Below are 25,740 nucleotides of genomic sequence, written 5' to 3' on the forward strand. Positions count from 1 at the left end.
CATCCTCGCAGGGGCAAGGACGGGACTCGCACAGACCGGTTCCCTACGATGGCGCGGTGACCAGTACAGCGTCGTCCACGGACTCCGCGGACACCCGGCAGGACCAGGCGCCGCACGACGGGCGGAACGCCTGGCGGCAGAGGCTGCGCCGCTTCGGCTACGCGGCGGGCCCGACAGGCGATGTCCGGGACCGCCTGGTGCCGCCGTACACGCGGCCCAGCTCCCGGCTGTGGGCCTCCCTCGGGCTGCGCGGGCCGGTGGTCGACCGGATCACGCGCTGGTCGGGCTGGGGCGGGCCGCTGCTGGTCACGCTGCTGGCGGGGGTGCTGCGGTTCTGGAACCTGGGCAGTCCGAAGGCGGTCATATTCGACGAGACGTACTACGCCAAGGACGCGTGGGCGCTGATCAACCGCGGGTTCGAGGTCAACTGGGACAAGAACGCCAACGACCTGATCCTGAACTCCGGCGGTGACGTCCCGGTCCCCACCGACCCGTCGTACGTCGTGCACCCGCCGGTCGGGAAGTTCGTGATCGGCGCCGGGGAGTGGCTGTTCGGGTTCACGCCGTTCGGCTGGCGGTTCATGACGGCGCTGCTCGGCACCCTGTCGGTGCTGCTGCTGTGCCGGATCGGGCGGCGGCTGTTCCGCTCGACGTTCCTGGGCTGTCTGGCGGGCGGGCTGATGGCGGTGGACGGCCTGGCCTTCGTGATGAGCCGGACCGCGCTGCTGGACAGCGTGCTGGTGTTCTTCGTGCTGGCCGCGTTCGGCTGCCTGCTGGCCGACCGGGACCGGGCGCGGGCCCGGCTCGCCGCCGCGCTGCCGGTGGACGCCGACGGCCGGGCCCGCCCGGACGCGCACATCGCCGAGACCACCCGGCTCGGCCGGCGGCCGTGGCGCTGGGCGGCGGGGCTGATGCTGGGCCTGGCCATCGCCACCAAGTGGAACGGCCTCTACATCCTGGTCGCGTTCTGCGTGCTGACGGTCCTGTGGGACGTGGCCGCCCGCCGGGTGGCCGGCGCGGTGCGGCCCCGGACGGCGGTGCTCCGGCACGACCTGGGCTGGGCGTTCCTGTCCACCGTCCCGGTCGCGGTCGGCACGTACCTGCTGTCCTGGCTGAGCTGGATTCTGTCCCCCAGCGACGGCACGGGCGGCTACTACCGCGACTGGGCGGCGACCGACGGCCGGCACAGCGGCTGGTCCTGGCTGTTCCCGGACTGGTGGCGCAGCCTGTGGCACTACGAGTCGCAGGTGTACGAGTTCCACACCCACCTGACCTCGCCGCACACGTACCAGTCCAACCCGTGGAGCTGGCTGGTCCTGGGCCGCCCGGTCTCCTACTTCTACGAGTCCCCGGCGCCCGGCACCGACGGCTGCCCGGCGGACGCGGGCGGGAAGTGCGCCCGCGAGGTACTGGCGCTGGGCACGCCGCTGCTGTGGTGGGCGGGCTGCCTCGCGCTGGCGTACGTGCTGTGGCGGTGGGCGCTGCGCCGGGACTGGCGGGCGGGCGCCATCGCCTGCGGCGTCGCGGCGGGCTACCTCCCCTGGTTCGTCTACCAGGAACGCACGATCTTCCTCTTCTACGCCGTGGTCTTCCTGCCGTTCCTGTGCCTGGCGGTGGCGATGCTGCTGGGTGCGGTGATCGGCCGGGCCGGCTCCAGCGACACCCGCCGGGTGGCGGGCGCGACGGCCGCGGGCCTCCTGGTCCTGCTGATCGTCTGGAACTTCATCTACTTCTGGCCCCTCTACACCGGCACGGCGATCCCCATGGACGACTGGCGGGCGAGGATGTGGCTGGACACCTGGGTCTGAGCCCGGGGGGGATCTCCGTCAGGTCGGCCGGGAAACGCCGGTTTTTCGTACCGCTGGTCACCCCTGGCGCATAGAGTGCCGGGGGTGACCGTTTTCTGAACGCGTTCAATCGAGGGGACTGCCGGATGGGCAAGGGGGTGAAGGCCGCCGTCATCGGCGGTGTGTTCGCCGTACTGGTGGGCGGGGCCGGGTACGGCGCGTACCACTTCGTGTCGGGGGTGAACGGCGACGCCGGGGACGAGGTGCGGACCGGGCCGCCGAGCGCCGAGGAGGTCGAGGAGGCGTCGGCCGGGTTCTTCGCCGCCTGGGAGAAGGGGGACCCCCGCCGGGCGGCCGCGTTCACCAACGCCGCCGCGGCGGCGACCCGGCTGCTGACCGACTACGCCGAGGAGGCGCGCATCGGCGACGTCGCCGTCACGCCCGGCACGCGGACCGGCCGGACGGTGCCGTACACCGTGCGGGCGAAGGTGACCTTCGAGGGCGTCACCAAGCCGCTCACCTACAAGAGCGAGCTGACCGTGGTGCGCGGGGAGACCACCGGGCGGGCCCTGGTCGACTGGCAGCCGTCCGTGGTCCACCCCGAGCTGGAGAAGGGCGACACCCTGGTCACCGAGGAGTCGGTGAACCCGCCGATCGAGGCCGTCGACCGCGACGGCAAGGTGCTGACCAAGGAGAAGTACCCCTCCCTCGGCCCGGTCCTGGACACCCTGCGCGAGAAGTACGGCGAGCAGGCGGGCGGCGAACCCGGTGTCGAACTGGTCGTCCGGCACGCCTCCGCCGAGGTCGCCGACACCCCGCTGCTGACGCTCGCCGAGGGCGAGCCCGGCAAGCTGCGCACCACGCTGAGCGCCGGTGTGCAGAGGGCGGCGGAGCGGGCGGTGAAGGAGTTCGACGAGTCCTCGGTGGTCGCGGTCAAGCCGAGCACCGGCGAGGTGCTGGCCGTGGCCAACCACCGCGCCGACGGCTTCAACGCGGCGTTCCAGGGCCGGGTGGCGCCCGGCTCCACCATGAAGATCATCACCGCGGCGATGCTCATAGACAACGGCGTGACCTCGATGAACGAACCGGCGCCCTGTCCGGACACGGCGGTCTGGCAGGGCCAGTCCTTCAAGAACCTCACCGGCATGGAGCCCGACGAGTCCGCCACCCTCGCCAACAGCTTCCTGCGCTCCTGCAACACCGCCTTCATCAAGCTCGTCGACGAGAAGCCGCTGACCGACGCCTCGCTGACCGCGGAGGCCGAGGAGCGGTTCGGGCTGGGCCGGGACGACTGGAAGACCGGCATCGTCTCCTTCGACGGCAGCGTGCCCGCCTCCGGGGGCCCGGACCGGGCGGCCAACGCCATCGGCCAGGGCCAGGTGCAGATGAACCCGCTCAACATGGCCTCGGTGACCGCCACCGCCGTCACCGGCACCTTCCGCCAGCCCTACCTGGTCTCCCCCGACCTGGACGACCGGGAACTGGCCACCGCCAAGGGCCTGCCGCAGAGCACCTCCGCCCAGCTCAAGCAGATGATGCGGCTCACCGCCACGCAGGGCACCGCGGCCGACGCGATGGCCGGGCTCGGCGGGGACATCGGCGCCAAGACCGGCTCCGCGGAGGTCGACGGGCAGCAGACGTCCAACAGTTGGTTCACCGGCTTCCGCGACGACCTCGCGGCGGCGGCGATGACCGAGGAGGGCGGCCACGGCGGCGACGCGGCCGGCCCGATCGTCGCGGACGTGCTGCGCGCGGGAGGCTGAACTCGTCGCCCCGGGGCGGGACTTCAGGCTGGGTGCCGTCGTTGGACATCCCTGACGGCACCGAGGGAACGGGAAGCAGTGGGCAACAGAAGGCACGTGGCCGAGCGCCGGAGGACCGGACCCGCCGTGATCGGCGCGGCGTTCGCCGCGGTCGTCGCCACGGCGGCCGGGGTCGGCGCCTACGCGCCGGCCGGCGGCGAGGAGGACGGCGCCGGGGCGCGGACCGCCGCCGCCGAGCGGGTGCGGACGGGCCCCCTCACCCCGGCCGAGGTCACCTCCGCCGCCCGGCGGTTCCTCACCGCCTGGCAGTCCGGCCGCGTCGCCGCGGCGGCCGGCGCCACCGACGCCCCCGGCGCCGCGAAGGCCCTGCTCACCGCCTACGGCAAGGACGCCCGGATCGAGGACGTCACCCTCACCCCGGGCACCCCCGCCGGCGCCGAGGTCCCCTTCTCCGTCAAGGGCACGGTCGTCTGGCAGGACACCCGGGAGCCACTGGCGTACGACAGCGAACTGACCGTCGTGCGCCGGGACGGCGACGGCGAACCCCGGGTCGGCTGGCGGCCCTCCGTCGTCCACCCCGACCTCCGCGCCGGCGACCGGCTGGTCACCGGCGAGTCCGGCACCCCGCCGGTCACGGCCCTGGACCGGGCGGGCGGGAAGATCACCACCGCGGAGTACCCGTCGCTGGGCACCGTCCTGGACGGACTGCGCGACAAGTACGGCGCTGAGGCCGGCGGCACCGCCGGGGCCGAGCTGCGGGTGGTGCGCGGCGAGCGGTCCACGGCGCGCAAGCTGTCCGGCAAGACCCTGCTGGAGCTGAGCGAGGGCACCCCGGGCACGGTCCGGACCACCCTCGACCCCCGGCTCCAGGCCGCCGCCGAGCGGCAGGTCGCCGAGAGGGCCGGGGCGTCCGTGGTGCTGACCCGCGCCTCGACCGGTGAGATCCTCGCGGTGGCCAACAGCGGCCACGGATTCAACACCGCCTTCCAGGGCTCCCTGGCGCCCGGCTCCACCATGAAGGTCATCACCGCCTCGCTGCTCATCGACAAGGGCCTGGCCTCCGCCGACGAGCCGCACCCCTGCCCGAAGTACGCCGGCTACGGCGGCTGGAAGTTCCAGAACGACGACAAGTTCTCCATCAAGGGCGGCACCTTCAAGGCGAGCTTCGCCCGGTCCTGCAACACCGCCTTCATCAGCCAGGCCCCGAAGCTGGCCGACGACGACCTCACCCGTCAGGCCAGGGAGGTCTTCGGCCTGTCGAGGAACGACTGGGCGATCGGCGTGCCCTCCTTCGACGGCGCGGTCCCGGTGCAGCGCGACGCCCCCAAGGCCGCGTCCCTCATCGGCCAGGGCGGGGTGCGGATGAACCCGCTGAACATGGCCTCGGTCGCGGCGACCGTGCGGTCCGGCGCCTTCCACCAGCCCTACCTGGTCGCCCCGTCCGTCGACGGGCGCAGGCTCGCCACGGCCCCGCGCACCCTGCCGGCCGGCACGCTGGCGCAGTTGCGGGAGCTGATGGGATACACCGCCCGGTACGGCACGGCGGCGGAGGCGATGGCCTCGGTCCCCGGAGACGTCGGCGCCAAGACCGGCTCGGCGGAGGTCGACGGCCAGCAGAAGCCGAACGGCTGGTTCACGGCGTACCGCGGGGACCTGGCCGCGGCGGGCGTGGTGCGGTCCGGCGGGCACGGCGGCGACACGGCGGGCCCGATCGTGGCGGCCCTGCTGAAGGCGGGCGGCTAGGGCCTGCCGTCCGGATCAGGTCGCAGGCACTCGGCCGCGCCCCGTCATGCCCCGCGTCTGCGGGCTGATCCACCCGACAGGCCCTGGCGGCGGGCCCGGACGCGCCTCACCGCGCGACGGGCTCCGCCGCCACCGCGTACGTCTTCCGCACGAAGCGCATCAGGACCTGCGCGTCGAACTGCACCACCGAGCAGCCCTGCGCCGAGTGGAACTCCACCACCGTCCGCACCCGCCCGCACGGCCAGACGCGCACCTCGCCGGTGCCGGCCGGCCCGCGCAGCCCGCGCTCCAGCAGCTCACGCGCGAAGACGAACTCCCGGACCCGCGCGCCGGGGCCGCGGCCGGGCAGGCCGACCAGCACCGAGCGGGGATCGCCGCCGGGGTCGTAGCGCAGCACCACCGGTACGGTCGAGCCGTCCTCGTCGCCCGGGGCGTCCGCGTCGGTCAGGACATGGACCCGGGCGTACTCCTCCACCACCGGCATCGATCGGCCCTTCACGCTGCGTCACCTCACGGAACCTCTGCGTCCACCCCCTCCAATGTCGCACATTCCCCGGAACGCGCGCTTCGGGCGGGACACCGCATGTGAGATGGGCCTCGGCCTCGCTCTTGCACATGGGTCGCAACTACTCTCTATCATCGGTACGTGCATGTACCTGACGGATTCATCAACGCCCCGACCTCCGCAGTCACCGGCGTCGTCGCCGCGGGCGCCATCGCGGTCAGCCTGCGCGGCGCGCGCCGCGAACTGGACGAGCGGACCGCCCCGCTGGCCGGTCTGGTCGCGGCGTTCATCTTCGCGGTGCAGATGCTGAACTTCCCCGTCGCCGCGGGGACCAGCGGACATCTGCTCGGCGGGGCGCTGGCGGCGATACTCGTCGGCCCCTACACCGGCATCCTCTGCGTCTCCGTCGTCCTGCTGATGCAGGGCATCCTCTTCGCGGACGGCGGCCTGACCGCGCTCGGCGTCAACATCACCGACATGGCGATCGTCACCACGGTCGTCGCCTACGCCCTCTTCCGCGGCCTGGTGAAGGTCCTGCCGCGCGGCCGCCGGTCGGTCACCGCCGCCTCCTTCGTCGCCGCGCTGGTCTCCGTCCCCGCCGCCGCCCTCGCCTTCACCCTCCTGTACTGGATCGGCGGCACCACCGACGTCGCCATCGGCAAGGTCGCCACCGCCATGATCGGCGTACACGTGCTGATCGGCGTCGGCGAGGCCGCGATCACCGCGCTGACCGTCGGCGCCGTCGTCGCCGTCCGGCCCGACCTGGTGTACGGGGCCCGCGGCCTCCAGCAGCGGCTCCGGCTCCGGGTGGGCGGCGAACTCGTCGACGCCCCCGCCGCCGAACCCGCCCCGGCCCCCGCCGCCGCCCGCTCCCACCGCAAGCTGTGGATCACCGGCCTGGTCACCTCCCTGGTCCTGGCCGGGTTCGTCAGCTTCTACGCCTCCGCCAACCCCGACGGGCTGGAGAAGGTCGCCGCCGACAAGGGCATCGACAAGACCGCCGAGGAGCACGCCGCCGCCGACTCCCCGCTCGCCGACTACGGCGTCAAGGACGTCTCCGACGCCCGGCTGTCCGGCGGTCTGGCGGGCGTGATCGGCGTCGGCGTCACGGTCGTCGCGGGCAGCGCCGTCTTCTGGGCGGTCCGCCGGCGCCGCGGCCAGGACGTCTCCCCCAGCAGCACGGGCGTGTGATGGGTTCCGGGCACGCGCACCGGCTCTACCGGCACGGGCACTCCCCCGTGCACTCCCTGCCGCCGCACACCAAGCTCGCCGCCGCGTTCGCCTTCGTGGTCGTCGTGGTCTCCACCCCCCGCGAGGCGATGTGGGCGTTCGGCCTGTACGCCGTCCTCCTCGCGGCGGTGGCGTACGCCGCCCGGGTCCCCGCCGGGTTCCTGCTCAAGCGGCTGCTCATCGAGGTCCCGTTCGTCGCCTTCGCGGTGCTCATGCCGTTCGTCGCCGAGGGCGAACGGGTCAGCGTGCTCGGGCTGTCCCTGAGCGTGAACGGCCTGTGGGGCGCCTGGAACGTGCTGGCCAAGGGCACCCTGGGGGTCGCCGCCTCCGTCCTGCTGGCCTCCACCACCGAACTGCGCGAACTCCTGCTCGGCCTGCAGCGCCTGAAGCTCCCCCCGCTGCTCGTGCAGATCGCCTCCTTCATGATCCGCTACGGCGATGTCATCACCGACGAGATGCGCCGGATGCGGATCGCCCGCGAGTCGCGCGGCTTCGAGGCCCGCGGCGTACGGCACTGGGGGGTGCTCGCCAAGTCCGCGGGCGCCCTGTTCATCCGCTCCTACGAACGCGGCGAACGCGTCCACCTGGCCATGGTCAGCCGCGGCTACGCCGGGTCGATGCCGGTCATCGACGAGGTGACCGCCTCCCGGGCCCAGTGGTCGTACGCGCTGGCCCTCCCCTGTGCCGCGCTCGCGGTCTGTCTGCTGGGATGGACGCTGTGACTGCTTCCCTGGAGGTCTCCGGCCTCGCCTTCGCCTACCCCGACGGCCACCAGGCCCTGTTCGGCGTCGACTTCCGCGTCGCCCGCGGCGAGCGGGTCGCCCTGCTCGGCCCGAACGGCGCCGGCAAGACGACCCTCGTGCTGCACCTCAACGGCATCCTCACCGGCGGCGCGGGCACCGTGCGGGTGGCCGGGCTGCCGGTGGACAAGAAGAACATGGCCGAGATCCGGCGCCGGGTCGGCATCGTCTTCCAGGACCCCGACGACCAGCTCTTCATGCCGACCGTCCGCGAGGACGTGGCGTTCGGCCCGGCGGCGGCCGGTCTGCGCGGCGCCGAGCTGGAGGCCCGGGTGGACCGGGCGCTCGCCCTGGTCGGCATGGGCGACTTCAAGGACCGCCCCCCGCACCACCTCTCCTTCGGCCAGCGCCGCCGGGTGGCCGTCGCGACCGTGCTGGCGATGGAACCGGAGATCCTCGTCCTGGACGAGCCCTCCTCCAACCTCGACCCCGCCTCCCGCCGCGAACTCGCCGACATCCTGCGCTCCCTGGACGTCACCGTCCTGATGGTCACCCACGACCTGCCCTACGCCCTGGAGCTGTGCCCCCGCGCCCTGGTCCTCAGCGACGGCGTGATCGCCGCCGACGGCCCGACCGGCGAACTGCTCGCCGACGACGCGCTGATGCGGGCGCACCGCCTGGAGCTGCCGTTCGGCTTCGACCCCCGCTCGGTGGCGACGGGCGCCTGACCGAGGAATCGCCGGGGGTCGATGGTGGTTGCACCCACTGTCACCGGCGAGCGTGGGAAGGGACTGACGGGCGTGGACGTGCACGGCACAGTGGCCGAGGGATTCGAACCGGTCAGGGACGCGTTCGCGGCCAACTTCACCGGCCTCGGCGACCGGGGCGCCGCCGTCGCCGTCTACCGCCACGGACGCCGGGTCGTCGAGCTGTGGGCCGGCACCCGGGACATCGACGGCACCGGACCCTGGCGGCGGGGCACCGCCCAGGTCGTGCGCTCCGCCACCAAGGGCGTCGCCGCCGCCGTACCCCTGCTGCTGCACCAGCGCGGGCGACTGGACCTGGACGCGCCGGTCGGCACGTACTGGCCGGAGTTCAAGGCGCACGGCAAGGAGCGGGTCCTGGTCCGGCACGTGCTCGGCCACCGGGCCGGGCTGCCCGTCCTGGACCGGCCGCTGACCCCCGGGGAGGCCCTCGACCCGGCGCGCGGGCCCGAGGCCGTCGCCGCCCAGGCCCCCGCCTGGGAGCCCGGCACCGACCACGGCTACCACGCGCTGACCTACGGCTGGCTGGTCGACGAACTCGTGCGCCGGGTGACCGGCCGGAGCACCGGCGCGTGGCTCGCCGACGAGGTCGCCCGGCCCCTCGGCCTCGATCTGTGGCTGGGCCTGCCGCCCGCCGAGGAGGCGGCCGGGCGGGCGGGCCGCGTCGGGGCCGCCCCGGAGACCGAGCCGGCCCGCGGGCTGCGGATGCGGCCCAAGCGGGCGGTCACCGCCGCCTACGAGGACCCCGGCTCCCTCACCCGGCGCGCCTTCGCCGCGATCACGCCCTTCCCCGACCAGAACGACGCCGCCTACCGCGCGGCGGCGCTGCCCGCGACCAACGCCGTCGCCACCGCCGAGGCGCTGGCCCGCTTCTACGCCGCGCTGATCGGCGAGGTCGACGGCGTGCGCCTGTTCGCGCCGGGGACGCTCGCGCTGGCCCGCGCCGAGGAGTCGGCGGGCCCCGACCGCGTCCTGGTCGTGAACACCCGCTTCGGCCTCGGCTACATGCTGCACGGCAGCGCCTCCCCGATGCTCGGCCCCGGCTCCTTCGGGCACCCCGGCCGCGGCGGCTCGCTCGGCTTCGCCGACCCGGAGACGGGCATCGCCTTCGGTTACGTCACCAACGGCTTCCGCAAGACGGTGACGGCGGACCCGCGGGCCCAGGCGCTGGTCCGGGCGGTGCGCACGGCCCTCGACGCGGGCTGAGCGGGCGTCACCCGGCGGGGGCCTCGCGGACGTCCGCGAGGGTGGCGCCGGCGTGCGCGACCAGGTCCCGGGGGGCCATCGGGAAGACCGAGTCGGGGGTGCCGGCGGCGGCCCAGACGATGTCGTGGGCGAGCAGCGAGCGGTCGGCGAGGACCCGGGTGCGGGTGCGGTGCCCGAAGGGCGGGACGCCGCCGATGGCGTACCCGGTGGTCTCCCGTACGACGTCGGCCTCGGCGCGGGTGACCCGCTGGGCGCCGAGTTCCTTGCGGACCAGCTCCACGTCGACGCGGGAGGCGCCGTCCATGAGGACCAGCACCGGCACGCCGTCCGCCGCGAAGATCAGCGACTTGCAGATCTGGCTCAGCTCGCAGCCGATCGCGGCGGCGGCCTCGGCGGCGGTGCGGGTGGCCTCCGGGAAGGCGCGTACCTCCTCGGTGAGGGCGGCCAGGCCGAGGGCGGTGAGGGCGTCGGCGAAACGGGGGTGGACTGCGGTCGTCATGGGGGCACGCCAGCGGCGCGGGCGCGCGGCGGGCGAGCCGGTTTCCCACGGCCCGCCGGGGTCCCGGGGCCGGGTGCGCGGAAGGCCGGTGAGGGCCGCCCCGTCCCCACGGGAGCCCTCACCGGCCGGTCGTTCCCGGGTGCGCCCGGGTCAGACGCGGACCACGTCGCGGTCCTCGTCCCTGGTGTCGAGGGCCTTGAGTCCCTCGCCCTCGACGTCCACGTTGGGCAGCGCGCGGTCCAGCCACTTCGGCAGCCACCAGGCCCGCTTGCCGAGCAGGGCGAGGACGGCCGGGACCAGCGCCATGCGGACCACGAACGCGTCGAAGAGGACCGCGATCGCCAGGCCGAAGCCGATCATCTTGACCATGGACTCGCTGGAGCCGATGAAGCCCGCGAAGACCGCCATCATGATGACCGCGGCGGCGGTGACGACCCGGGCGCCGTGCTTGAAGCCGGTGACGATCGCCTGGCTGGGCGACTCGCCGTGGACGTACGCCTCGCGCATCCGGGTCACCAGGAAGACCTCGTAGTCCATCGCGAGGCCGAAGACCACGCCGACCATGAAGATCGGCATCATCGACATGACCGGGCCGGTCTCCTCCACGCCCATCAGGCCGGACAGCCAGCCCCACTGGAAGACGGCGACGACGGCGCCGAGCGCGGCCAGCACGCTGAGCAGGAAGCCGAGGGCGGCCTTCAGCGGGACCAGGATCGAGCGGAAGACGACGATCAGCAGCAGGAAGGCCAGTCCGACGACGAGCACCAGGTACGGGATCAGCGCGTCGTTGAGCTTCTGGCTGACGTCGATGTTCATCGCGGTGGAGCCGGTGACCAGCGTCTCGGCGCCGGTGTCGGCGCGGACGTCGGCGCCCGCGTCGCGGATGGCGTGCACCAGGTCCTCGGTGGCGACGGAGGACGGCTTGGAGTCGGGGACGACGGTGATGGTGGCGGTGTCGCCGGCCTTGTTGGGCGCCGGCGGGGTCACCGTGACGACGTCCTTCAGGTCCTTGATCCCGTCGGAGACGGCGGTGAACGCGGCCTGCGGGTCGGCGCTGCCCTTGGCGTCGACGACGACCATCAGGGGGCCGTTGAAGCCGGGGCCGAAGCCCTCGGAGAGCAGGTCGTAGGCGCGGCGCTGGGTGGTGTCGGTGGGCTGGGAGCCGTCGTCGGGCAGGCCCAGTTCCAGGGAGGTCGCGGGGATCGCGGCGGCGCCCAGGCCGATCACGCCCAGCAGCAGGACGGCCAGCGGGCGGCGGACGACGAAGCTCGCCCAGCGGGTGCCCATGTTGGCCTTGGCGGGCTTCGGCGCGGTGTCCGCGGTGCCGCGCCGCCCGCGCCTGGCGCCGGCCGGCTTGACCCGGCGGCCGGCGTAGCCGAGCAGGGCCGGGACCATGGTGAGGGCGATCAGGACGGCGATGGCGACGGTGCCGGCGGCGGCGACGCCCATCTTGGTCAGCATCGGGATGTTGACGACGGCGAGGCCGACCAGGGCGATGACCACGGTGAGCCCGGCGAAGACCACCGCCGAACCGGCGGTGCCGACGGCCCGGCCCGCGGCCTCCTCCCGCTCGCGGCCCTCGGCGAGTTCCGCGCGGTAGCGGGAGACGATGAACAGGGCGTAGTCGATGCCGACCGCGAGGCCGATCATCATCGCCAGGATGGAGGTGGTGGAGCCCAGGTCCAGGACGCCGGCCAGCGCGGTGATGGAGGACACGCCGATGCCGACGCCGATCAGGGCGGTGAGCAGCGGCAGTCCGGCGGCGACCAGCGAGCCGAAGGTGATCACCAGGACGACGGCGGCGACCGCGATGCCGATGACCTCGGTGGCGCCGGTGTGCGGGGCCGCGGAGAGCGCGTCGCCGCCGATCTCGACGGTCAGTCCGGCGTCCCGGGCCTGCTGGGCGGCGGCCTCCAGGGCGTCCTTGGTGGACTCCTCCAGCTCCATGCCGGAGACGTCGTACTTGACGGAGGCGTAGGCGATGGTGCCGTCCTTGCTGACGGCCTTGCCCTGGTAGGGGTCGGCGACCGAGGCGACCTCGGAGCCGTCGGAGAGGTCGGCGACGGTCTTCTCGACGGTCGCCTTGTTCTCGGCGTCCGTCATCTTCTCGCCGCCGGGCGCCTTGAAGACGACGCGGGCGGTGGCGCCGTCGGCGCTCTGGCCGGGGAAGCGCTGTTCCAGCAGGTCGAAGGCTTTCTGGGCCTCGGTGCCGGGGATGGAGAACGAGGTGTTGCCGGCGGGCGGCGCGCTGGCCGCGCCGACTCCGGCGAGGGTCAGCAGCGCCACCCATATCAGGGCGACGAAGTGCCGTCGCCGAAAGGCGAGCCGGCCGAGTTTGTAGAGCAACGTGGCCACGAGGGCGTACTCCCGGTCAGGTCGTGGGGTCTTCAGGGCAGGGGTGACCAGCCCGACGACGTGAGCGGTGACGTCAGGTAGGGGCTAGCTGGGGGGGGCGTGTCAGGAAGGGGTGACGCCGAGAGCGGGGAGGATCACGGCGTCGATGTAGGAGATGAGGAAGTCCCGCGTCGGCGGCTGGTCCTCCAGCAGCGTGCGGGTGGCGAAACCGCCGACCATCATGTGCACCAGGAAGTCCAGCGCCGGGCAGTCCGGTCTGGTCTCCCCCCGGTCGACGGCGCGCTGGAGCACGCGCCGGAACTCCGCCGTCTCCGGTTCGATGAGCTGTTCCCGGAACGCCTGGCGCAGGTCCGGGTTCTGGTGCAGCGCCATGGCCAGGCCCCGCATCAGCGCGGAGTTCTGCTCCATGGTGCAGTCGTCCTCGCGGGCCAGCAGGGCGTGCAGGTCGCCGCGGAGCGAGCCGGTGTCGATGTCGCCGGTGCGGCCGGGCTTGCCGTGCCGGACCGCCTTGACGACCAGCTCGGCCTTGCCGCCCCACTGGCGGTAGAGGGTGGCCTTGCTGGACCGGGTGCGGGCGGCGACGGCGTCCATGGTGAGGGCGTCGTAGCCGACCTCCCGGAGCAGGTCGAGCACGGCACCGTACAGCTCGGCCTCGCGCTCGGGAGTGATCCGGCTGCGGCGGACCGTCGCGACCTGAGTCATCTCCCCGTCACCTCTCGCTCCGAACGGCACGGTGTGCGTACGTGACGAATGTATCCCACCCGGCAAGCGAAACGAAACGGTTTCGTACGTGGCTTGGGTCACGGTTGTCGGCGCGGCGTAAACACCGTCACGAGTTGCTGGGGTCCGGGGCCCGGAAAAGCATGGGGAGGGTGAGCTACCCGCGCTTCCCGCACCTCCACTCGGACCTGCTCTGCTTCGTCGCCGAGGACGACCTCTGGCTGGCCCGGCTCGACGATCCCGGCCGCGCCCGGCGGCTCACCGTCGACCGCACCAAGGCCGGGCAGCCGCGCTTCTCGCCCGACGGCCGCCACCTCGCGTACACGAGCTGGCGCACCCTGGTGCCCGAGGTCCACCTGGTGCCGGTGGACGGCGGCCCGGCCCGGCAGCTCACCCACTGGGGCAGCCTCGACACCCGGGTCTGCGGATGGACGCCGCCGGAACCGGACGGCACGGCGGCGGTCCTCGCCGTCACCTCCCAGGGCGAGCCGTTCTCCCACCTGACCTGGGCCTACAAGATCGATCCCGACGGCGGCCCCGGCCGCAAGCTGCCCTGGGGACCGGTCGCCGACCTCCAGGCCGCCGACCTCGACGGCGAGCGCCGCACCCTGCTGCTCACCGGCACCCCGCCGCACGAACCCGCCGCCTGGAAGCGGTACCGGGGCGGCGCCACCGGCCGCCTCTGGCTGCACGGCGAACGGCTGCTGCCCGGCCTCGGCGGACACCTGCACTCCCCCATGTTCGTCGGCGGCCGGATCGCCTTCCTCTCCGACCACGAGGGCGTCGGCAACCTCTACTCCTGCGCCTACGACGGCTCCGACCTGCGCCGGCACACCGACCACGACGCCTTCTACGCCCGGCACGCCGCCGGCGACGGCACCCGGGTGGTCTACCAGTGCGCCGGCGACCTCTGGCTGGTCGAGGACCTGTCCGCCGGTTCCGTACCCCGGCGCCTGGACGTGCGGCTGAACGGGCCGCGCGCCGGACGGCGGCCCTACCAGGTGCCCGCCGCGCAGCACCTGGACGGCCTCGCCGTGGACGAGACCGGCCGGGCCAGCGCCGTGGTCGTCCGGGGCGGCCTGTACTGGCTCACCCACCGGGACGGGCCGGCCCGCACCCTCGCCGACACCCCCGGGGTACGGGTGCGGCTGCCGGAGATGCTCGGCGGCAGCGGCCGGATCGCCTACGTCACGGACGCCGAGGGCGAGGACGCGGTGGAGATCGTCCACCTTCCCCGGGCCACCGGCGGCCGGGCGCCCCGCAGGCTGGCCGCGGGACGCCTCGGCAGGGTGCTGGAGACGGTCTCCGACCCGCTGGGCGAACGGCTGGCCGTCGCCTCCCACGACGGCAGGCTGCTGCTGCTCGACGTGACCGAGCAGGAGACGGACCCCGCGGCGGACGCCGGCGACCGCGTCACCGAGCTGATCAGGTCCGCCAACGGGCCCGTCCGCGACCTCGCGTTCTCCCCGGACGGGGCCTGGCTGACCTGGTCCCACCCCGGCATCGGGCGCACCCTGCGGCAGATCAGGCTGGCCCGGATCGGCGACCGGTTCGTCATCGACGTCACCGACGGCCGGTTCGAGGACGAGAACCCGGTCTTCACCCGCGACGGCCGCTATCTGGCCTTCCTGTCCTGGCGCGGCTTCGACCCCGTGTACGACGTGCACACCGGCGACCTGTCCTTCCCCCTCGGCTGCCGCCCCTACCTGGTCCCGCTCTCCTCGGCCACCCCCTCCCCGTTCGCGCTGAACCCGGAGGGCCGCCCGGCCGCCGGCGGCCTGGACCCGGACGAGGACGGGCCCGGCGAGGGCGGCCCGGTCACCGTCGAGGTGGAGGGCCTGGCCAGCCGGGTGACACCGTTCCCGGTGACCGCCTCCAAGTACTCGGCGCTGTACCCGGTCGCCGGCGGCGGACTGGTCTGGCTGCGCTGGCCGATCTCCGGCGCGCTGGGCGAGACCTTCGCCAACCCGGACGACCCGAGCGAGCGGCCCACCCTGGAGCACTTCGGCCTCGCCCGCGCCAAGAAGTCCGAACTCGTCGGCCACCTCGACGCGTTCGGGGTCAGCGGCGACGGCACCCGCCTGGTCGTCGTCGACGAGGGCGAGCTGCGCGCGGTACCCGCCACGGAGGCCGGCGACGGGGACACCACCACCTGGATCGACCTGCGCCGCGTCCTGCACCGGGTGGACCCGGGCGCCGAGTGGCGGCAGGCGTACGAGGAGGCGGGGCGGCTGACCCGGGCCTACTTCTGGGAGCCGGGCATGTGCGGCATCGACTGGGACGCGGTGCTGGCGCAGTACCGGCCGCTGGTGGACCGGGTGGCCACGCCGGACGAGTTCGCCGACCTGCTGCGCGAGGTCCTCGGCGAGCTGGGCACCTCGCACGCCTACGTAGCCGCCGCCCGCCGCAACGAGGGCCCGCCGCACTACCAGCGCCTCCAGGGCCTGCTCGGCGCCGGCCTCACCTGCCGGGACGGCCGCTGGCTGGTCCGGCGGGTCCTGCCCGGCGACGCCTCCGACTCCCGGGCCCGCTCCCCGCTGGCCGGCACCGGCATCCGCGAGGGCGCGGCCCTCACCCACGTCGACGGCCGCCCGGTCGACCCGGTGGCGGGACCGTACCCGCTGCTGGCGGGGGCCGCCGCGACGACGGTGGAGCTGACCTTCGCGCCGCCCGGGGGCACCGGTCCCGCCCGGCGGGTCGCCGTCGTCCCGCTGGTCGACGAACGCCCGCTGCGCTACCAGGACTGGGTGGTCCGGCGCCGGGAGGTGGTGCGGGAGCTGAGCGGCGGGCGGTGCGGCTATCTGCACATCCCGGACATGGGCGGCTCGGGCTGGGCGCAGTTCAACCGCGATCTGCGCAGGGAGGTGTCCCGGCCGGCGCTGATCGTGGACGTGCGCGGCAACGCGGGCGGCCACATCAGCGAACTCGTCATCGAGAAGCTGACCCGCACCATCCTCGGCTGGGACCTGACGCGGAACGCCCAGCCGGTGTCGTACACCTCGAACGCGCCGCGCGGGCCGGTGGTGGCGGTCGCGGACGAGGCGACCTCCTCCGACGGCGACATGATCACGGCGGCGTTCAAGCTGCTGGGGCTGGGCCCGGTCGTCGGGCAGCGCACCTGGGGCGGGGTGGTAGGGATGACCGGCCGGCACCGCCTGGGCGACGGCACGGTGATCACGGTGCCGATGAACGCGGCCTGGTTCGACGCCTACGGCTGGTCGGTGGAGAACCGGGGCGTCGACCCCGACGTGCCGGTGCTGCGCACCCCGCTGGACTGGGCCGAGGGCCGCTATCCGGTGCTCGGCGAGGCGGTGCGGCTGGCTCTGGCGGCGCTGGAGAGCGCCCCGCCGGCCACCCCGCCGGACCTGCGCGACGTACCCGACCGCTCCCGCCCGCCGCTGCCGCCCCGGGGGTGAGCGGGAGCGGCGGGGGGCCACTGCCGCCCGGGGCCGGGCAGCGCGGGAGGGGGCCGCTGCCGCCCTGGGGCCGGGCCTCGCGGAAGAGGGCCGCTGCCGCCCTGGGGCCGGGCAGCGCGGAAGAGGGCCGCCGCCGCCCTGGGGCCGAGCAGCGCGGAAGGGGCGCCCCCCGGTCAGGGAGGGCGCCCCTCGTACCGCGTCGGCGGAACGGCGCGTCAGGCGTCGAAGTCGCGGTCGAAGCGGTCCTCCGCCTCGCGGCGCGCCGGCTGGTCCAGGTCGTCGTCGTCACGCCGGCGACGCTCCTGGACCTGCTCCCTGGCCTGGTCGGCCTTCTGCCGGCCCTGCTCCTGCAACCGCTCGGACTTCTCCTGGAACTGGTCCTTGATCCCCATGTGGGTTCACTCCTGGGTGAGTCGGGTCCGGCCGTTCGGATGGCCGGGCCCGATCAGATTCACATGGTCCGTGACCGTCCGCATGTCGATCAGTCACGCACCGTAGTGCGGTGCTGTTCGTCGGCCGAGCCGCCCGCCCCGACCAGCCCGCCGCGCATCCCGTCCAGCCGGTCCGCGAACCGCCGCATCTCCCGCTGCCCCACGGTGCCTATCAGGGCCGGCAGATAGCCGCGCACGCCCTGCATCCCGCGCAGCCACCACTGCCCGTACACATGCGCCGACCGCCGCTCGATGCCCTCCACCAGCCGGTCCACCGCCGGGCCCAGCGGATACGTCTTGTTCGTCGGCCAGGGCAGCCGCTGCCGCAGCTCCCGCATCACCTCGTCCTGGTCGGCGCCGCGCACCATGTCGGTGTCGGTCCAGGACAGGTAGCCGACGCCGACCCGCACGCCCCGGTGCCCGACCTCGGCGCGCAGGCTGTGCGCGTACGCCTCCACGCCCGACTTGGAGGCGCAGTACGCGCTCATCATCGGCGCGGGCGTGAGCGCCGCGAGGGAGGCGACCTGGAGCAGGTAGCCGCGGGTCTCCAGGAGGGCCGGGAGGAAGGCGCGGGCGGTGACCGCGGAGCCGATCAGATTGACCTCTATCACCCGCCGCCACGCCTCGGGGTCGGAGTCGGCGAAGGGCCCGCCGGTGGCGACCCCCGCGTTGGCGACGACGATGTCGACGCGGCCGAACCGTTCCTTCACCTCGGCGGCGACCCTGGTCATCGCGTCCTGGTCGGTGACGTCGGCGTACCAGTGGTCGCTGTCGCTGTGCAGCCTGGCCGCGACCTGCTTCAGCGCGTCCGGCTCCAGCCCGACCAGCGCCAGCTTCACGCCGCGGGCGGACAGCTTGCGGGCCAGCAGCTCCCCGACGCCGCGCGCCGCCCCGGTGACGACGGCGACCCGGCCCTCCAGGCTCACCCTGCTCATGCGCTCTCCTCGGCTCGTACGGCGGTGGACGTGGGTATGTGGGCGGCGGCGAGCGCCCGTATTCGGCCGGTGACCAGCTCCGGCGCCTCCATCGGCGTCATGTGGCCGATGCCGGGCAGTTCGGTCAGGCCCGCGCAGTGCGGCAGCGCGGCGGCCAGGGAGCGGGCGTGCACCGGCGGGGTCAGCCGGTCGGCGGTGCCCACGACGATCTCGACCGGCATCGTCAGCCGCCGTATGCCGTGGTCGAGGTCGAGCAGGTCGAGCACCCGCGACCAGGCGTGCCGGACGGCGCGCGGGCAGGCGTGCACGATCCGGGCGCACGCCTCGACGGTGCCCGGGGCCGAACCGGGGCCCAGCGTCCCGTACTTGAGGACGCGCAGGGTGACGGGCGTGACCGGTCCGAGGGGCGCGCGGGAGCCGAGGACGCGGCGGGTCAGCCAGGTGCGCACCCGGCCCGGCGGCAGCGGTATCACGGTGGACGAGGCGACCAGGCGGGAGGCTCCGGTGCTGCACAGCAGGACGGCGGCCACGTGCTCGCGCACGGCGGGCCGGCCGGCCGCGGCCAGCACGGTCATGCCGCCCATGGAGTGCCCGGCGACCACCGCCCGCTCCCCGGGGGCGAGGGTGGCCTCCAGCACGGCCTCCAGGTCGTCGGCGAGGGCGTCGGTGCCGCAGGCGGGGCTCGCCGGGCTGCGGCCGTGCCCGCGCTGGTCGTAGGCGATGACCCGGTGGCCGTCGGCCAGGGCGCGGATCTGCGCCGCCCAGAAGGCGGTCGAGCAGGTCCAGCCGTGGGCGAGGACGACCGCGGGCGCCCCCTCGGGGCCGTGCACCTCGACGTGCAGCCGGGCGCCGTCGGCGGAGACGGCGGTCAGCTCCCGGTCGGGGACGGGCGGGGCGTACGGGCTCGCGGCGAAAGCGGCCGGCCGGGTCACGCGCCCACCTCCGCGGGCGCCGTGGGCGCGGTCCGCCGGGTGGAGGGGCGCAGGACCGCGTACTCGGCGAGGTCCACGCGCCGGGTCGCGCGCCGGAACTCGGCGGTGGTGCCGGGCCAGACGGTGGTGTTGCGGCCGCTGGCGTCCAGGTACCAGCTCGTGCAGCCGCCGGTGTTCCACACCGTGCGCTCCATCCGCCGCTGCACCCGCTCGTTCCAGGCGGCGACGGCGGCGGGGCGGGCGTCCAGGGCGACCTTGCCGCCCAGCACGCGGAGCTGGCGCAGGTAGTCGGCCAGGTAGTTCAGTTGGGACTCGATCATGAGGATCATGGAGGAGTTCCCCAGGCCGGTGTTGGGCCCGATGATCGACAGCCAGTTGGGGAAGCCGGCCGCCGAGGCGCCGCGCAGCGCCTCCATGCCGCCCTTCCAGGTCTCGGCGAGGGTGCGGCCGTCCGCGCCGACGACCCGCTCGGCGATGGGCATGTCGGTGACGTGGAAGCCGGTGCCGAAGACGATCACGTCGGCCTCGGCCTCGCTGCCGTCGGCGGCGACCAGGGTGGAGCCGCGCACCTCGCTGAGGCCGGAGGCGACGACGTCCACGTTGGGCTGCGCGAGCGCGGGATAGTAGGAGTTGGACAGCAGGATGCGCTTGCAGCCGATGCGGTAGTCGGGGGTGAGCTTGGCGCGCAGCGCCGGGTCCTTGATCGCGCGGGCCATGTTCCGCTTGGCCAACTGCTCGACGAAGCCCAGCTCGCCGGGGTGCTTGGTGAACGCCTGCACCTGCAGTTCCCGGATTCCCCACAGCATGCCCCGGCGGAGCTTGGAGGTGACCGGCAGCGCCCGGTGCAGCGCCCGCTCGGCGCCGCTGATCTCCCGGTCCACCCGGGGCATCACCCAGGCGGGGGTCCGCTGGAACAGGGTCAGCCGGCCGACCTCCGGCTGGATCGACGGCACGATCTGGATCGCGGAGGCGCCGGTGCCGATCATGGCGACGCGTCGGCCCGCGAGGTCGTGGCCGTGGTCCCAGCGGGCCGAGTGGAAGACCTTCCCGGGGAAGGTGTCCAGGCCGGGTATGTCCGGGATCTTGGGGTCGGAGAGCGGGCCGGTGGCGGAGACGACGACGACGGCGGTGAGGGTGCCCCGGGCGGTCTCGATCTCCCACCGGAACTCCTCGGCGTCCCACACCATCCGCTTCACCTCCGAGTCGAAGCGCAGGTGCGGGCGGAGCCCGAAGGTGTCGGCGACCCGCTCCAGGTAGGCGCGGATGTGGGGCTGCCCGGAGAAGGTGCGCGGCCAGTCCGGGTACGGCGCGAAGGAGAAGGAGTACAGGTGCGAGGGCACGTCGCAGGCGCACCCGGGGTAACTGTTGTCCCGCCACGTGCCGCCCACGCTGCCGGCCCGCTCCAGGACGACGAAGTCGGTGATCCCCTCGCGGCGCAGGCGCACCGCGGCACCCAGCCCGCCGAAGCCGGACCCGACCACCGCCACTTTCACATGCTCGTGCTCGGCCATCCCGACGCCTCCACACATCGCCATCGACTCTGCCAGTGAACACTGGCGCAATGGGGAGAGTAAGCGAGTCGGCTACCGATGGGTAGGGGTCGGGCCAAAGAAAGTTACCGGCGGTACGCCGTAGGGTCGGGGCGTGAGCGACAAGCGTGAGTACCGCATGGAGGAACTGGCCCGGCTGGCCGGCATCACGGTGCGCACCCTGCGCTTCTACCGCGAGCGCAAACTGATCCCGCCGCCCCGCCGCGAGGGCCGCATCGCCTGGTACGACGACCACCACCTGGCCCGGCTGCGCACCATCTCGGCGCTGCTGGAACGCGGCCACACCCTCAACGGCATCGCGGAACTCGCCGACGCCTTCGACCACGGCCGGGACGTCGGCGACCTCCTCGGCCTGGGCGTGCCCACCGAGGAGACCCCGGTCCGGCTCACCCCCGAGGAACTCGCCGACCGCTTCCAGGGCCAGGACACCCCCGAGAACCTGGCCGCCGCCCTGGAACTCGGCTACCTGGGCACCGACGGCGAGAACATCGTCCACATAAGCCGCCGCCTGCTGGACGTCTCCACCGCCCTGGTCCGCGAGGGCATCCCGCTGGCCGGCGTCCTGGACGCCGGGCGCCGCGTGCGCGAACACGCCGAGGCCCTCGCCGAGATCTTCGCCGACCTGGTCCTCGCCCACGCCCGCGAGGAGGACCTCCCCCGCCTGCGCCCCCTGGCCCGCGCGGTCGTCGAGGCGGAACTCTCCCTCGCCCTGGACCGCCGCCTGCGCATGCCCTCCGAGCGGGACTGACTAACGGTCGTAGACCACCGTCACCGGCGCGTGGTCCGACCAGCGCTCGTCATGGGTGGCGGCGCGCTCGACGTACCCCTTGACGGCCCTCGCCGCCAGCCCCGGGGTCGCCACCTGGAGGTCGATCCGCCATCCCGCGTCGTTGTCGAAGGCCCGCCCCCGGTACGACCACCACGAGTACGGGCCCTCGGTGTCCGGGTGCAGGGACCGGATCACGTCCACGTAACCGCCCTCCGCGGGGTCGAGGACCCGGCTCAGCCACTGCCGTTCCTCGGGGAGGAAGCCGGAGCTCTTGCGGTTGGCGCGCCAGTTCTTCAGGTCGGCCTCGCGGTGGGCGATGTTCCAGTCGCCGCAGACGAGGACCTCGCGGCCGTCGGCGGCGGCGCGCTCGCGCAGGTCCTTGAGGTGGGCGAGGAACTCGTCCATGAAGCGGACCTTCTCGTCCTGCCGCTCGGTGCCGACCTCGCCGGACGGCAGGTAGAGGGAGGCGATCGTCACACCGGGCAGGTCGGCCTCGACGTACCGCCCGCTGCCGTCGAACTCCGACGAGCCGAAGCCGATCCGTACCCGGTCGGGCTCCCGGCGGGTGTAGAGCGAGACCCCGGCGCGGCCCTTGGCGGCGGCGGGGGCGTGCGTGACGTGCCAGCCCTCGGGCTCGCGGACCTCCCCGGGAAGCTGCCCCGGCTCGGCGCGCACCTCCTGGAGGCAGAGCACATCGGCGCCGGTGGCGGCGAGCCACGGGACGAAACCCTTTTTCGCGGCGGCCCGCAGTCCGTTTACGTTTGCGGTGGTCACGGTGAGCACCAGGGCACCCTACCGGCACACTGGACCATGTCCCGTTCTGGATGGATTCGACGCACGGAAGGCAGCATGGACATACGCCCGGTCCCCTTCGACCACCCCGACGCCGTGAAGCTGAACGACGAGGTGCAGGCCGAGTACGCCCTGCGCTACGGCGACGGCGGCGACGAGACGTACCTGGAGCCCTCCCACTTCGCACCGCCGAACGGCCTGTACCTGATCGCGTACGACGGGGCCGGCGTCCCGGTCGCCACGGGCGGCTGGCGGGCCCAGGAGGCCAACGAGGAGAACTACCGGGACGGCGACGCCGAGCTGAAGCGGATGTTCGTGATCGAGCAGATGCGGGGCCGGGGGCTGGCCCGCCGCATCCTGGCCGCGCTGGAGGAGGACGCCCGCGCGGCGGGCCGGACCCGGATGGTGCTGGAGACCGGCACCAAGCAGCCGGAGGCCGTGGCGCTGTACGTGTCCAGCGGCTACGAGCCGTGCGACAAGTTCGGCTACTACCGCTTCCACGAGAGCAGCCTCTGCTACGCGAAGAGGCTTTAGGCCCTGAGGAAGGCGAGCACCGCCAGGACGCGGCGGTGGGTGTCGTCGGCCGGTGGCAGGTCCAGCTTGGTGAGGATGGACCCGATGTGCTTGCCGACGGCCGCCTCGGACACCACCAGCGCCCGCGCGATCGCGCCGTTGGACTTGCCCTCGGCGACCAGCGCCAGCACCTCCCGCTCGCGCGGGGTCAGCCGGGCCAGCGGGTCGCGGCGCCGGCGCAGCAGTTGCCGTACCACCTCGGGGTCGACGACCGTGCCGCCGGCGGCGACCTCGGCGAGGGCGGTCACGAACTCCTCGACCTGGCCGATCCGGTCCTTGAGCAGATAGCCGACGCCGGTGCCGTCGCCGGAGTCGAGCAGTTCGGCGGCGTAGGCCCGCTGCACGTACTGGCTGAGCACCAGCACCGGCAGCGCGGGCCGCTCCGCCCGCAGTTCCACGGCGGCCCGCAGCCCCTCGTCGTGCAGCCCCGGCGGCATCCGTACGTCCGTCACCACCACGTCGGGATCGTGCCCGGCGACCGCCTTGACCAGGGCGTCCGCGTCGCCGACCGCGGCCACCACCTGGTGGCCGAAGCGGGTGAGCAGACCGATGAGCCCGTCGCGCAGCAGCACGCTGTCCTCGGCGAGGACTATCCGCAGGGGTCGGTCGGCCGGCAAGGGATCTCCACACGCAGCAGGGTCGGTCCGCCCGGCGGGCTGGACAGGGAGAGTCTGCCATCGAGCACCGACACCCGGTCGGCGAGCCCGGTCAGCCCGCTGCCCCCGGCGGGGTCGGCGCCGCCGTGCCCGTCGTCGCCGATCTCCAGCACCAGCCGTCCGTCCGTGTGGCCGCCGCGCACCTGGGCGCGGCGGGCCCCGCTGTGCTTGGCGACGTTGGCGAGGGCCTCGCAGACCACGAAGTACGCGGCGGTCTCGACGGGCCGCGGCAGCCGCCCGGGGACGTCCAGGGCGAGGTCGACGGGGACCGGGCTGCGGTCGGCGGCGTCGGCGACGGCGTCCTGGAGGCCGTAGTCGGCGAGGACCTTGGGGTGGATGCCGTGCAGGAGTTCGCGGAGTTCGGCCAGGGCCCGGTCGGCCTCGCCGTGCGCCTTGGCCAACTGGTCGGCGAGCGGTCCGGGCGGGACGTCGAGCCGGGCCAGGCCGAGGGTCATGCCGAGCGCGACGAGCCGCTGCTGGGCCCCGTCGTGCAGGTCGCGTTCGATGCGCCGCCGCTCGGCCTCGAAGGCGTCGACCAGGCGGACGCGGGAGCGGACGAGTTCGGTGACCCGGTCTCCGTCGTCCTTGGCACCGAGGAGCGCCCGCGCGAGTTCGGCCCGCGCGCCGGCGTACCCGCCCAGGGCGTACGCCCCGGCGGCGAGCAGCAGCAGCCCGAGCGCGGCGACCGCGCAGGCGGCCGGCCAGGACTGGACGGTCCACAGCTTGACGGCCTTAGCCTCGCCGTCGGCGGCGACCAGCGCCGGCACCGCCAGCAGCGACAGCGGTACCCCGGCCGCGCAGGCCACCGCCAGCGCGTCCAGGGGCCACAGCAGCGTGCCGAGCAGCACGGCGTACGCCAGTTCCCGCCAGGTCGCCGCCTCCCGCAGCCGGGTCGCCAGCCATGCCGGGAGGCCGGGCGCGCCGGGCGTCCGGTGCCGCGCGGGGACGGGGCCGATCCCGGTCAGCCGCAGCCGGCGGCGCTCCACGGCGGCCACGGGTATCCCGGCCAGCGCGGTCAGTGCGAGCACCGGCAGCCCGATCACCAGGACGGCGAGCGCGCCCCCGACGACCAGCCCGCCGAGGACCGCCGCCAGGACGACCGCCCCGAACAGCGCCCCGCTCAGCAGGTAGGCGGCCGCCCGCCAGGGCCACGCCGACCTCAGATATCCGCGCCCGCCGAGCGCCCCCCACACCGTCATGCCGGTCACCGTACGGCCGGGCCGGCGGCCCCCACCACCGGCCTGGCCCCCGCTCGGGGGTATGCCTGGCCCTACCCCGGGTTCTCGCCCCTGCCGCAATGATCGGCGGGCCCCTCCCGGGGTTTCGTGGAGCCCTCGACAGCGAGCTGAGGGGCGGGACATGGGAACCGACGCGATCGAACTGCGGTCCGTGCGCAGACGGTACGGAGCGGGGGACGGCGGGGTGACGGCGCTGGACGGCGTCTCGCTCGCCTTCCCCGCCGGTACGTTCACCGCCGTGATGGGCCCGTCCGGGTCGGGCAAGTCGACGCTGCTGCAGTGCGCGGCGGGCCTGGACCGGCCGACCTCGGGGTCGGTGCGGCTCGGCGGGACGGAGCTGACGGGGCTGGGCGAGCGGCGGCTGACGCTGCTGCGCCGGGAGCGGATCGGGTTCGTGTTCCAGTCGTTCAACCTGCTGCCGTCGCTGACCGCCGAGCAGAACGTCGCCCTGCCGCTCCGCCTGGCCGGCCGCCGCCCCCGCCGGGCCGAGGTGCGCCAGGCGCTGCGCCGGGTCGGCCTCGGCGACCGGGCCCGGCACCGGCCCGCGGAGCTGTCCGGGGGGCAGCAGCAACGGGTGGCGCTGGCTCGGGCGCTGATCACCCGCCCGGAGGTCCTCTTCGCCGACGAGCCGACCGGCGCGCTGGACTCGGTGACCGGCCGCCAGGTGCTGGCGCTGCTGCGGGAGATGGTCGACACCGACGGCCGCACGCTGGTCATGGTCACCCACGACCCGGTGGCCGCCGCGTACGCCGACCGGGTCGTGTTCCTGGTCGACGGCCGGGTGCACGGCGAGGTGACGGGGGCGACGGCGGGCGGCATCGCCGCGCGGATGACGGCCCTGGAGACGTCACGGCCGACACCGGACGCGTGGGGGGCGCCGGGTGGGACGGGGGCACCGGGCATGTCCGAGGCGCCGGGCGCGACGGGCATGCCCGAGTGGCCGGGAACGCCGGGCACGTCCGACGGGCCGGGCACGACGAGAACGTCCGACGGGCCGGGCACGACCGAGGCACCGGACACGACCGGAACACCAGCCGCGACCGAAACACCGGGCGCGACGGGAACCCCGGCCGCGACCGAGGCACCGGACTCGCCGGCCGCACCCGCGGCGAAGGCGGCACCGGGCGCGACGGAGG

At 74.3% G+C, this 25,740-nt stretch carries 21 protein-coding genes and 1 pseudogene; 11 read left to right on the forward strand and 11 right to left on the reverse strand.

Features of this window, described 5'->3' with window-relative positions; translation table 11 throughout:
- The first annotated feature begins 56 nt into the window (after positions 1-56).
- The 3 genes from ACFY32_RS03130 to ACFY32_RS03140 all read left to right on the forward strand — a co-directional run bounded on the left by ACFY32_RS03130 (position 57) and on the right by ACFY32_RS03140 (position 5,293).
- Positions 57-1,808, forward strand: coding sequence for a phospholipid carrier-dependent glycosyltransferase (locus ACFY32_RS03130; RefSeq protein WP_359195613.1), 1,752 nt, complete (start codon positions 57-59; stop codon positions 1,806-1,808).
- 125 nt (positions 1,809-1,933) lie between these two features.
- Positions 1,934-3,550, forward strand: coding sequence for a penicillin-binding transpeptidase domain-containing protein (locus ACFY32_RS03135; RefSeq protein WP_359195615.1), 1,617 nt, complete (start codon positions 1,934-1,936; stop codon positions 3,548-3,550).
- A 78-nt stretch (positions 3,551-3,628) separates the two neighbouring features.
- Positions 3,629-5,293 carry a penicillin-binding transpeptidase domain-containing protein gene (locus tag ACFY32_RS03140; RefSeq protein ID WP_390673291.1) on the forward strand — a complete coding sequence of 555 codons (1,665 nt, stop codon included), beginning with the start codon at positions 3,629-3,631 and terminating at the stop codon, positions 5,291-5,293.
- Positions 5,294-5,399: 106 nt separating this feature from the next.
- On the opposite strand, the gene ACFY32_RS03145 is transcribed toward ACFY32_RS03140, so the two are convergent.
- Positions 5,400-5,777: an SsgA family sporulation/cell division regulator gene (locus tag ACFY32_RS03145; protein ID WP_390673419.1), complete on the reverse strand. Its 378-nt coding sequence runs from the start codon at positions 5,775-5,777 to the stop codon at positions 5,400-5,402.
- Positions 5,778-5,939: 162 nt separating this feature from the next.
- Here ACFY32_RS03145 and ACFY32_RS03150 point away from each other — a divergent pair, with 162 nt between their 5' ends.
- The 4 genes from ACFY32_RS03150 to ACFY32_RS03165 all read left to right on the forward strand — a co-directional run bounded on the left by ACFY32_RS03150 (position 5,940) and on the right by ACFY32_RS03165 (position 9,738).
- Positions 5,940-6,989, forward strand: a complete 1,050-nt coding sequence (locus tag ACFY32_RS03150; protein WP_359195621.1) for an energy-coupling factor ABC transporter permease — start codon at positions 5,940-5,942, stop codon at positions 6,987-6,989.
- Complete coding sequence (gene cbiQ / locus ACFY32_RS03155; protein WP_390673292.1) at positions 6,989-7,750, forward strand: cobalt ECF transporter T component CbiQ; 762 nt, start codon at positions 6,989-6,991, stop codon at positions 7,748-7,750. The genes ACFY32_RS03150 and cbiQ overlap by 1 nt, the downstream gene beginning before the upstream one ends.
- Complete coding sequence (locus ACFY32_RS03160; protein WP_359195627.1) at positions 7,738-8,496, forward strand: ABC transporter ATP-binding protein; 759 nt, start codon at positions 7,738-7,740, stop codon at positions 8,494-8,496. Before cbiQ ends, ACFY32_RS03160 begins: the two co-directional genes overlap by 13 nt.
- Before the next feature lie 72 nt (positions 8,497-8,568).
- On the forward strand, positions 8,569-9,738 hold the full coding sequence (locus ACFY32_RS03165) for a serine hydrolase domain-containing protein (protein ID WP_390673293.1): 1,170 nt from the start codon (positions 8,569-8,571) through the stop codon (positions 9,736-9,738).
- 7 nt (positions 9,739-9,745) lie between these two features.
- On the opposite strand, the gene ACFY32_RS03170 is transcribed toward ACFY32_RS03165, so the two are convergent.
- The 3 genes from ACFY32_RS03170 to ACFY32_RS03180 form a co-directional block, all read right to left on the reverse strand.
- A complete protein-coding gene (locus ACFY32_RS03170) occupies positions 9,746-10,237 on the reverse strand; it encodes a YbaK/EbsC family protein (protein ID WP_390673294.1) in 492 nt (163 codons plus the stop codon).
- 150 nt (positions 10,238-10,387) lie between these two features.
- A complete protein-coding gene (locus tag ACFY32_RS03175; protein ID WP_390673295.1) occupies positions 10,388-12,592 on the reverse strand; it encodes an MMPL family transporter in 2,205 nt (734 codons plus the stop codon).
- 102 nt (positions 12,593-12,694) lie between these two features.
- The gene (locus tag ACFY32_RS03180) at positions 12,695-13,294 is read right to left on the reverse strand and encodes a TetR/AcrR family transcriptional regulator (protein ID WP_359195636.1); all 600 of its coding nucleotides are present in this window, start codon (positions 13,292-13,294) and stop codon (positions 12,695-12,697) included.
- Between the two features lie 170 nt (positions 13,295-13,464).
- Between ACFY32_RS03180 and ACFY32_RS03185 the strand changes: the two genes are divergently transcribed.
- On the forward strand, positions 13,465-16,728 hold the full coding sequence (locus tag ACFY32_RS03185; protein ID WP_359195639.1) for a S41 family peptidase: 3,264 nt from the start codon (positions 13,465-13,467) through the stop codon (positions 16,726-16,728).
- 215 nt (positions 16,729-16,943) lie between these two features.
- Here ACFY32_RS03185 and ACFY32_RS03190 read toward each other — a convergent pair whose 3' ends face one another.
- The 4 genes from ACFY32_RS03190 to ACFY32_RS03205 form a co-directional block, all read right to left on the reverse strand.
- A complete protein-coding gene (locus tag ACFY32_RS03190) occupies positions 16,944-17,120 on the reverse strand; it encodes a hypothetical protein (protein ID WP_359195641.1) in 177 nt (58 codons plus the stop codon).
- 89 nt (positions 17,121-17,209) lie between these two features.
- A complete protein-coding gene (locus ACFY32_RS03195; protein WP_359195644.1) occupies positions 17,210-18,094 on the reverse strand; it encodes an SDR family oxidoreductase in 885 nt (294 codons plus the stop codon).
- Positions 18,091-19,026, reverse strand: coding sequence for an alpha/beta fold hydrolase (locus ACFY32_RS03200; RefSeq protein WP_390673296.1), 936 nt, complete (start codon positions 19,024-19,026; stop codon positions 18,091-18,093). The genes ACFY32_RS03195 and ACFY32_RS03200 overlap by 4 nt, the downstream gene beginning before the upstream one ends.
- Complete coding sequence (locus ACFY32_RS03205; RefSeq protein WP_390673297.1) at positions 19,023-20,537, reverse strand: flavin-containing monooxygenase; 1,515 nt, start codon at positions 20,535-20,537, stop codon at positions 19,023-19,025. Before ACFY32_RS03205 ends, ACFY32_RS03200 begins: the two co-directional genes overlap by 4 nt.
- Positions 20,538-20,670: 133 nt before the next feature.
- Here ACFY32_RS03205 and ACFY32_RS03210 point away from each other — a divergent pair, with 133 nt between their 5' ends.
- Positions 20,671-21,324 (forward strand): MerR family transcriptional regulator, encoded by a 654-nt coding sequence (locus ACFY32_RS03210; RefSeq protein WP_359195653.1) that lies wholly within the window; start codon positions 20,671-20,673, stop codon positions 21,322-21,324.
- Here the strand turns inward: ACFY32_RS03210 and ACFY32_RS03215 are convergent, their stop codons facing one another.
- Positions 21,325-22,128 carry an exodeoxyribonuclease III gene (locus ACFY32_RS03215; protein WP_359195656.1) on the reverse strand — a complete coding sequence of 268 codons (804 nt, stop codon included), beginning with the start codon at positions 22,126-22,128 and terminating at the stop codon, positions 21,325-21,327.
- Positions 22,129-22,194: 66 nt separating this feature from the next.
- On the opposite strand from ACFY32_RS03215, the gene ACFY32_RS03220 reads away from it, so the two are divergent.
- On the forward strand, positions 22,195-22,671 hold the full coding sequence (locus ACFY32_RS03220; protein ID WP_359195659.1) for a GNAT family N-acetyltransferase: 477 nt from the start codon (positions 22,195-22,197) through the stop codon (positions 22,669-22,671).
- Here ACFY32_RS03220 and ACFY32_RS03225 read toward each other — a convergent pair.
- Together ACFY32_RS03225 and ACFY32_RS03230 are read right to left on the reverse strand one after the other, a co-directional pair.
- On the reverse strand, positions 22,668-23,327 hold the full coding sequence (locus tag ACFY32_RS03225; protein WP_390673298.1) for a response regulator: 660 nt from the start codon (positions 23,325-23,327) through the stop codon (positions 22,668-22,670). The two genes, ACFY32_RS03220 and ACFY32_RS03225, sit on opposite strands and share 4 nt — an antisense overlap.
- Positions 23,300-24,565 carry a sensor histidine kinase gene (locus ACFY32_RS03230; protein WP_390673299.1) on the reverse strand — a complete coding sequence of 422 codons (1,266 nt, stop codon included), beginning with the start codon at positions 24,563-24,565 and terminating at the stop codon, positions 23,300-23,302. Before ACFY32_RS03230 ends, ACFY32_RS03225 begins: the two co-directional genes overlap by 28 nt.
- Positions 24,566-24,725: 160 nt before the next feature.
- Here ACFY32_RS03230 and ACFY32_RS03235 point away from each other — a divergent pair.
- Positions 24,726-25,454: pseudogene (locus ACFY32_RS03235) on the forward strand (ABC transporter ATP-binding protein); the annotation flags it as partial.
- Positions 25,455-25,740: the final 286 nt, after the last annotated feature.

Source organism: Streptomyces sp. NPDC000134 (genome assembly GCF_042899225.1).
Lineage (GTDB): Bacteria > Actinomycetota > Actinomycetes > Streptomycetales > Streptomycetaceae > Streptomyces.

What these genes read in the sequence shown, in the direction of transcription:
- ACFY32_RS03135 (WP_359195615.1), top strand. Translation starts at nt 1,934, where the DNA reads ATGGGCAAGGGGGTGAAGGCCGCCGTCATCGGCGGTGTGTTCGCCGTA.
- ACFY32_RS03145 (WP_390673419.1), bottom strand. Translation starts at nt 5,777, where the DNA reads ATGCCGGTGGTGGAGGAGTACGCCCGGGTCCATGTCCTGACCGACGCG.
- cbiQ (WP_390673292.1), top strand. Translation starts at nt 6,989, where the DNA reads ATGGGTTCCGGGCACGCGCACCGGCTCTACCGGCACGGGCACTCCCCC.
- ACFY32_RS03160 (WP_359195627.1), top strand. Translation starts at nt 7,738, where the DNA reads ATGGACGCTGTGACTGCTTCCCTGGAGGTCTCCGGCCTCGCCTTCGCC.
- ACFY32_RS03170 (WP_390673294.1), bottom strand. Translation starts at nt 10,237, where the DNA reads ATGACGACCGCAGTCCACCCCCGTTTCGCCGACGCCCTCACCGCCCTC.
- ACFY32_RS03180 (WP_359195636.1), bottom strand. Translation starts at nt 13,294, where the DNA reads ATGACTCAGGTCGCGACGGTCCGCCGCAGCCGGATCACTCCCGAGCGC.
- ACFY32_RS03190 (WP_359195641.1), bottom strand. Translation starts at nt 17,120, where the DNA reads ATGGGGATCAAGGACCAGTTCCAGGAGAAGTCCGAGCGGTTGCAGGAG.
- ACFY32_RS03195 (WP_359195644.1), bottom strand. Translation starts at nt 18,094, where the DNA reads ATGAGCAGGGTGAGCCTGGAGGGCCGGGTCGCCGTCGTCACCGGGGCG.
- ACFY32_RS03205 (WP_390673297.1), bottom strand. Translation starts at nt 20,537, where the DNA reads ATGGCCGAGCACGAGCATGTGAAAGTGGCGGTGGTCGGGTCCGGCTTC.
- ACFY32_RS03220 (WP_359195659.1), top strand. Translation starts at nt 22,195, where the DNA reads ATGGACATACGCCCGGTCCCCTTCGACCACCCCGACGCCGTGAAGCTG.
- ACFY32_RS03230 (WP_390673299.1), bottom strand. Translation starts at nt 24,565, where the DNA reads ATGACGGTGTGGGGGGCGCTCGGCGGGCGCGGATATCTGAGGTCGGCG.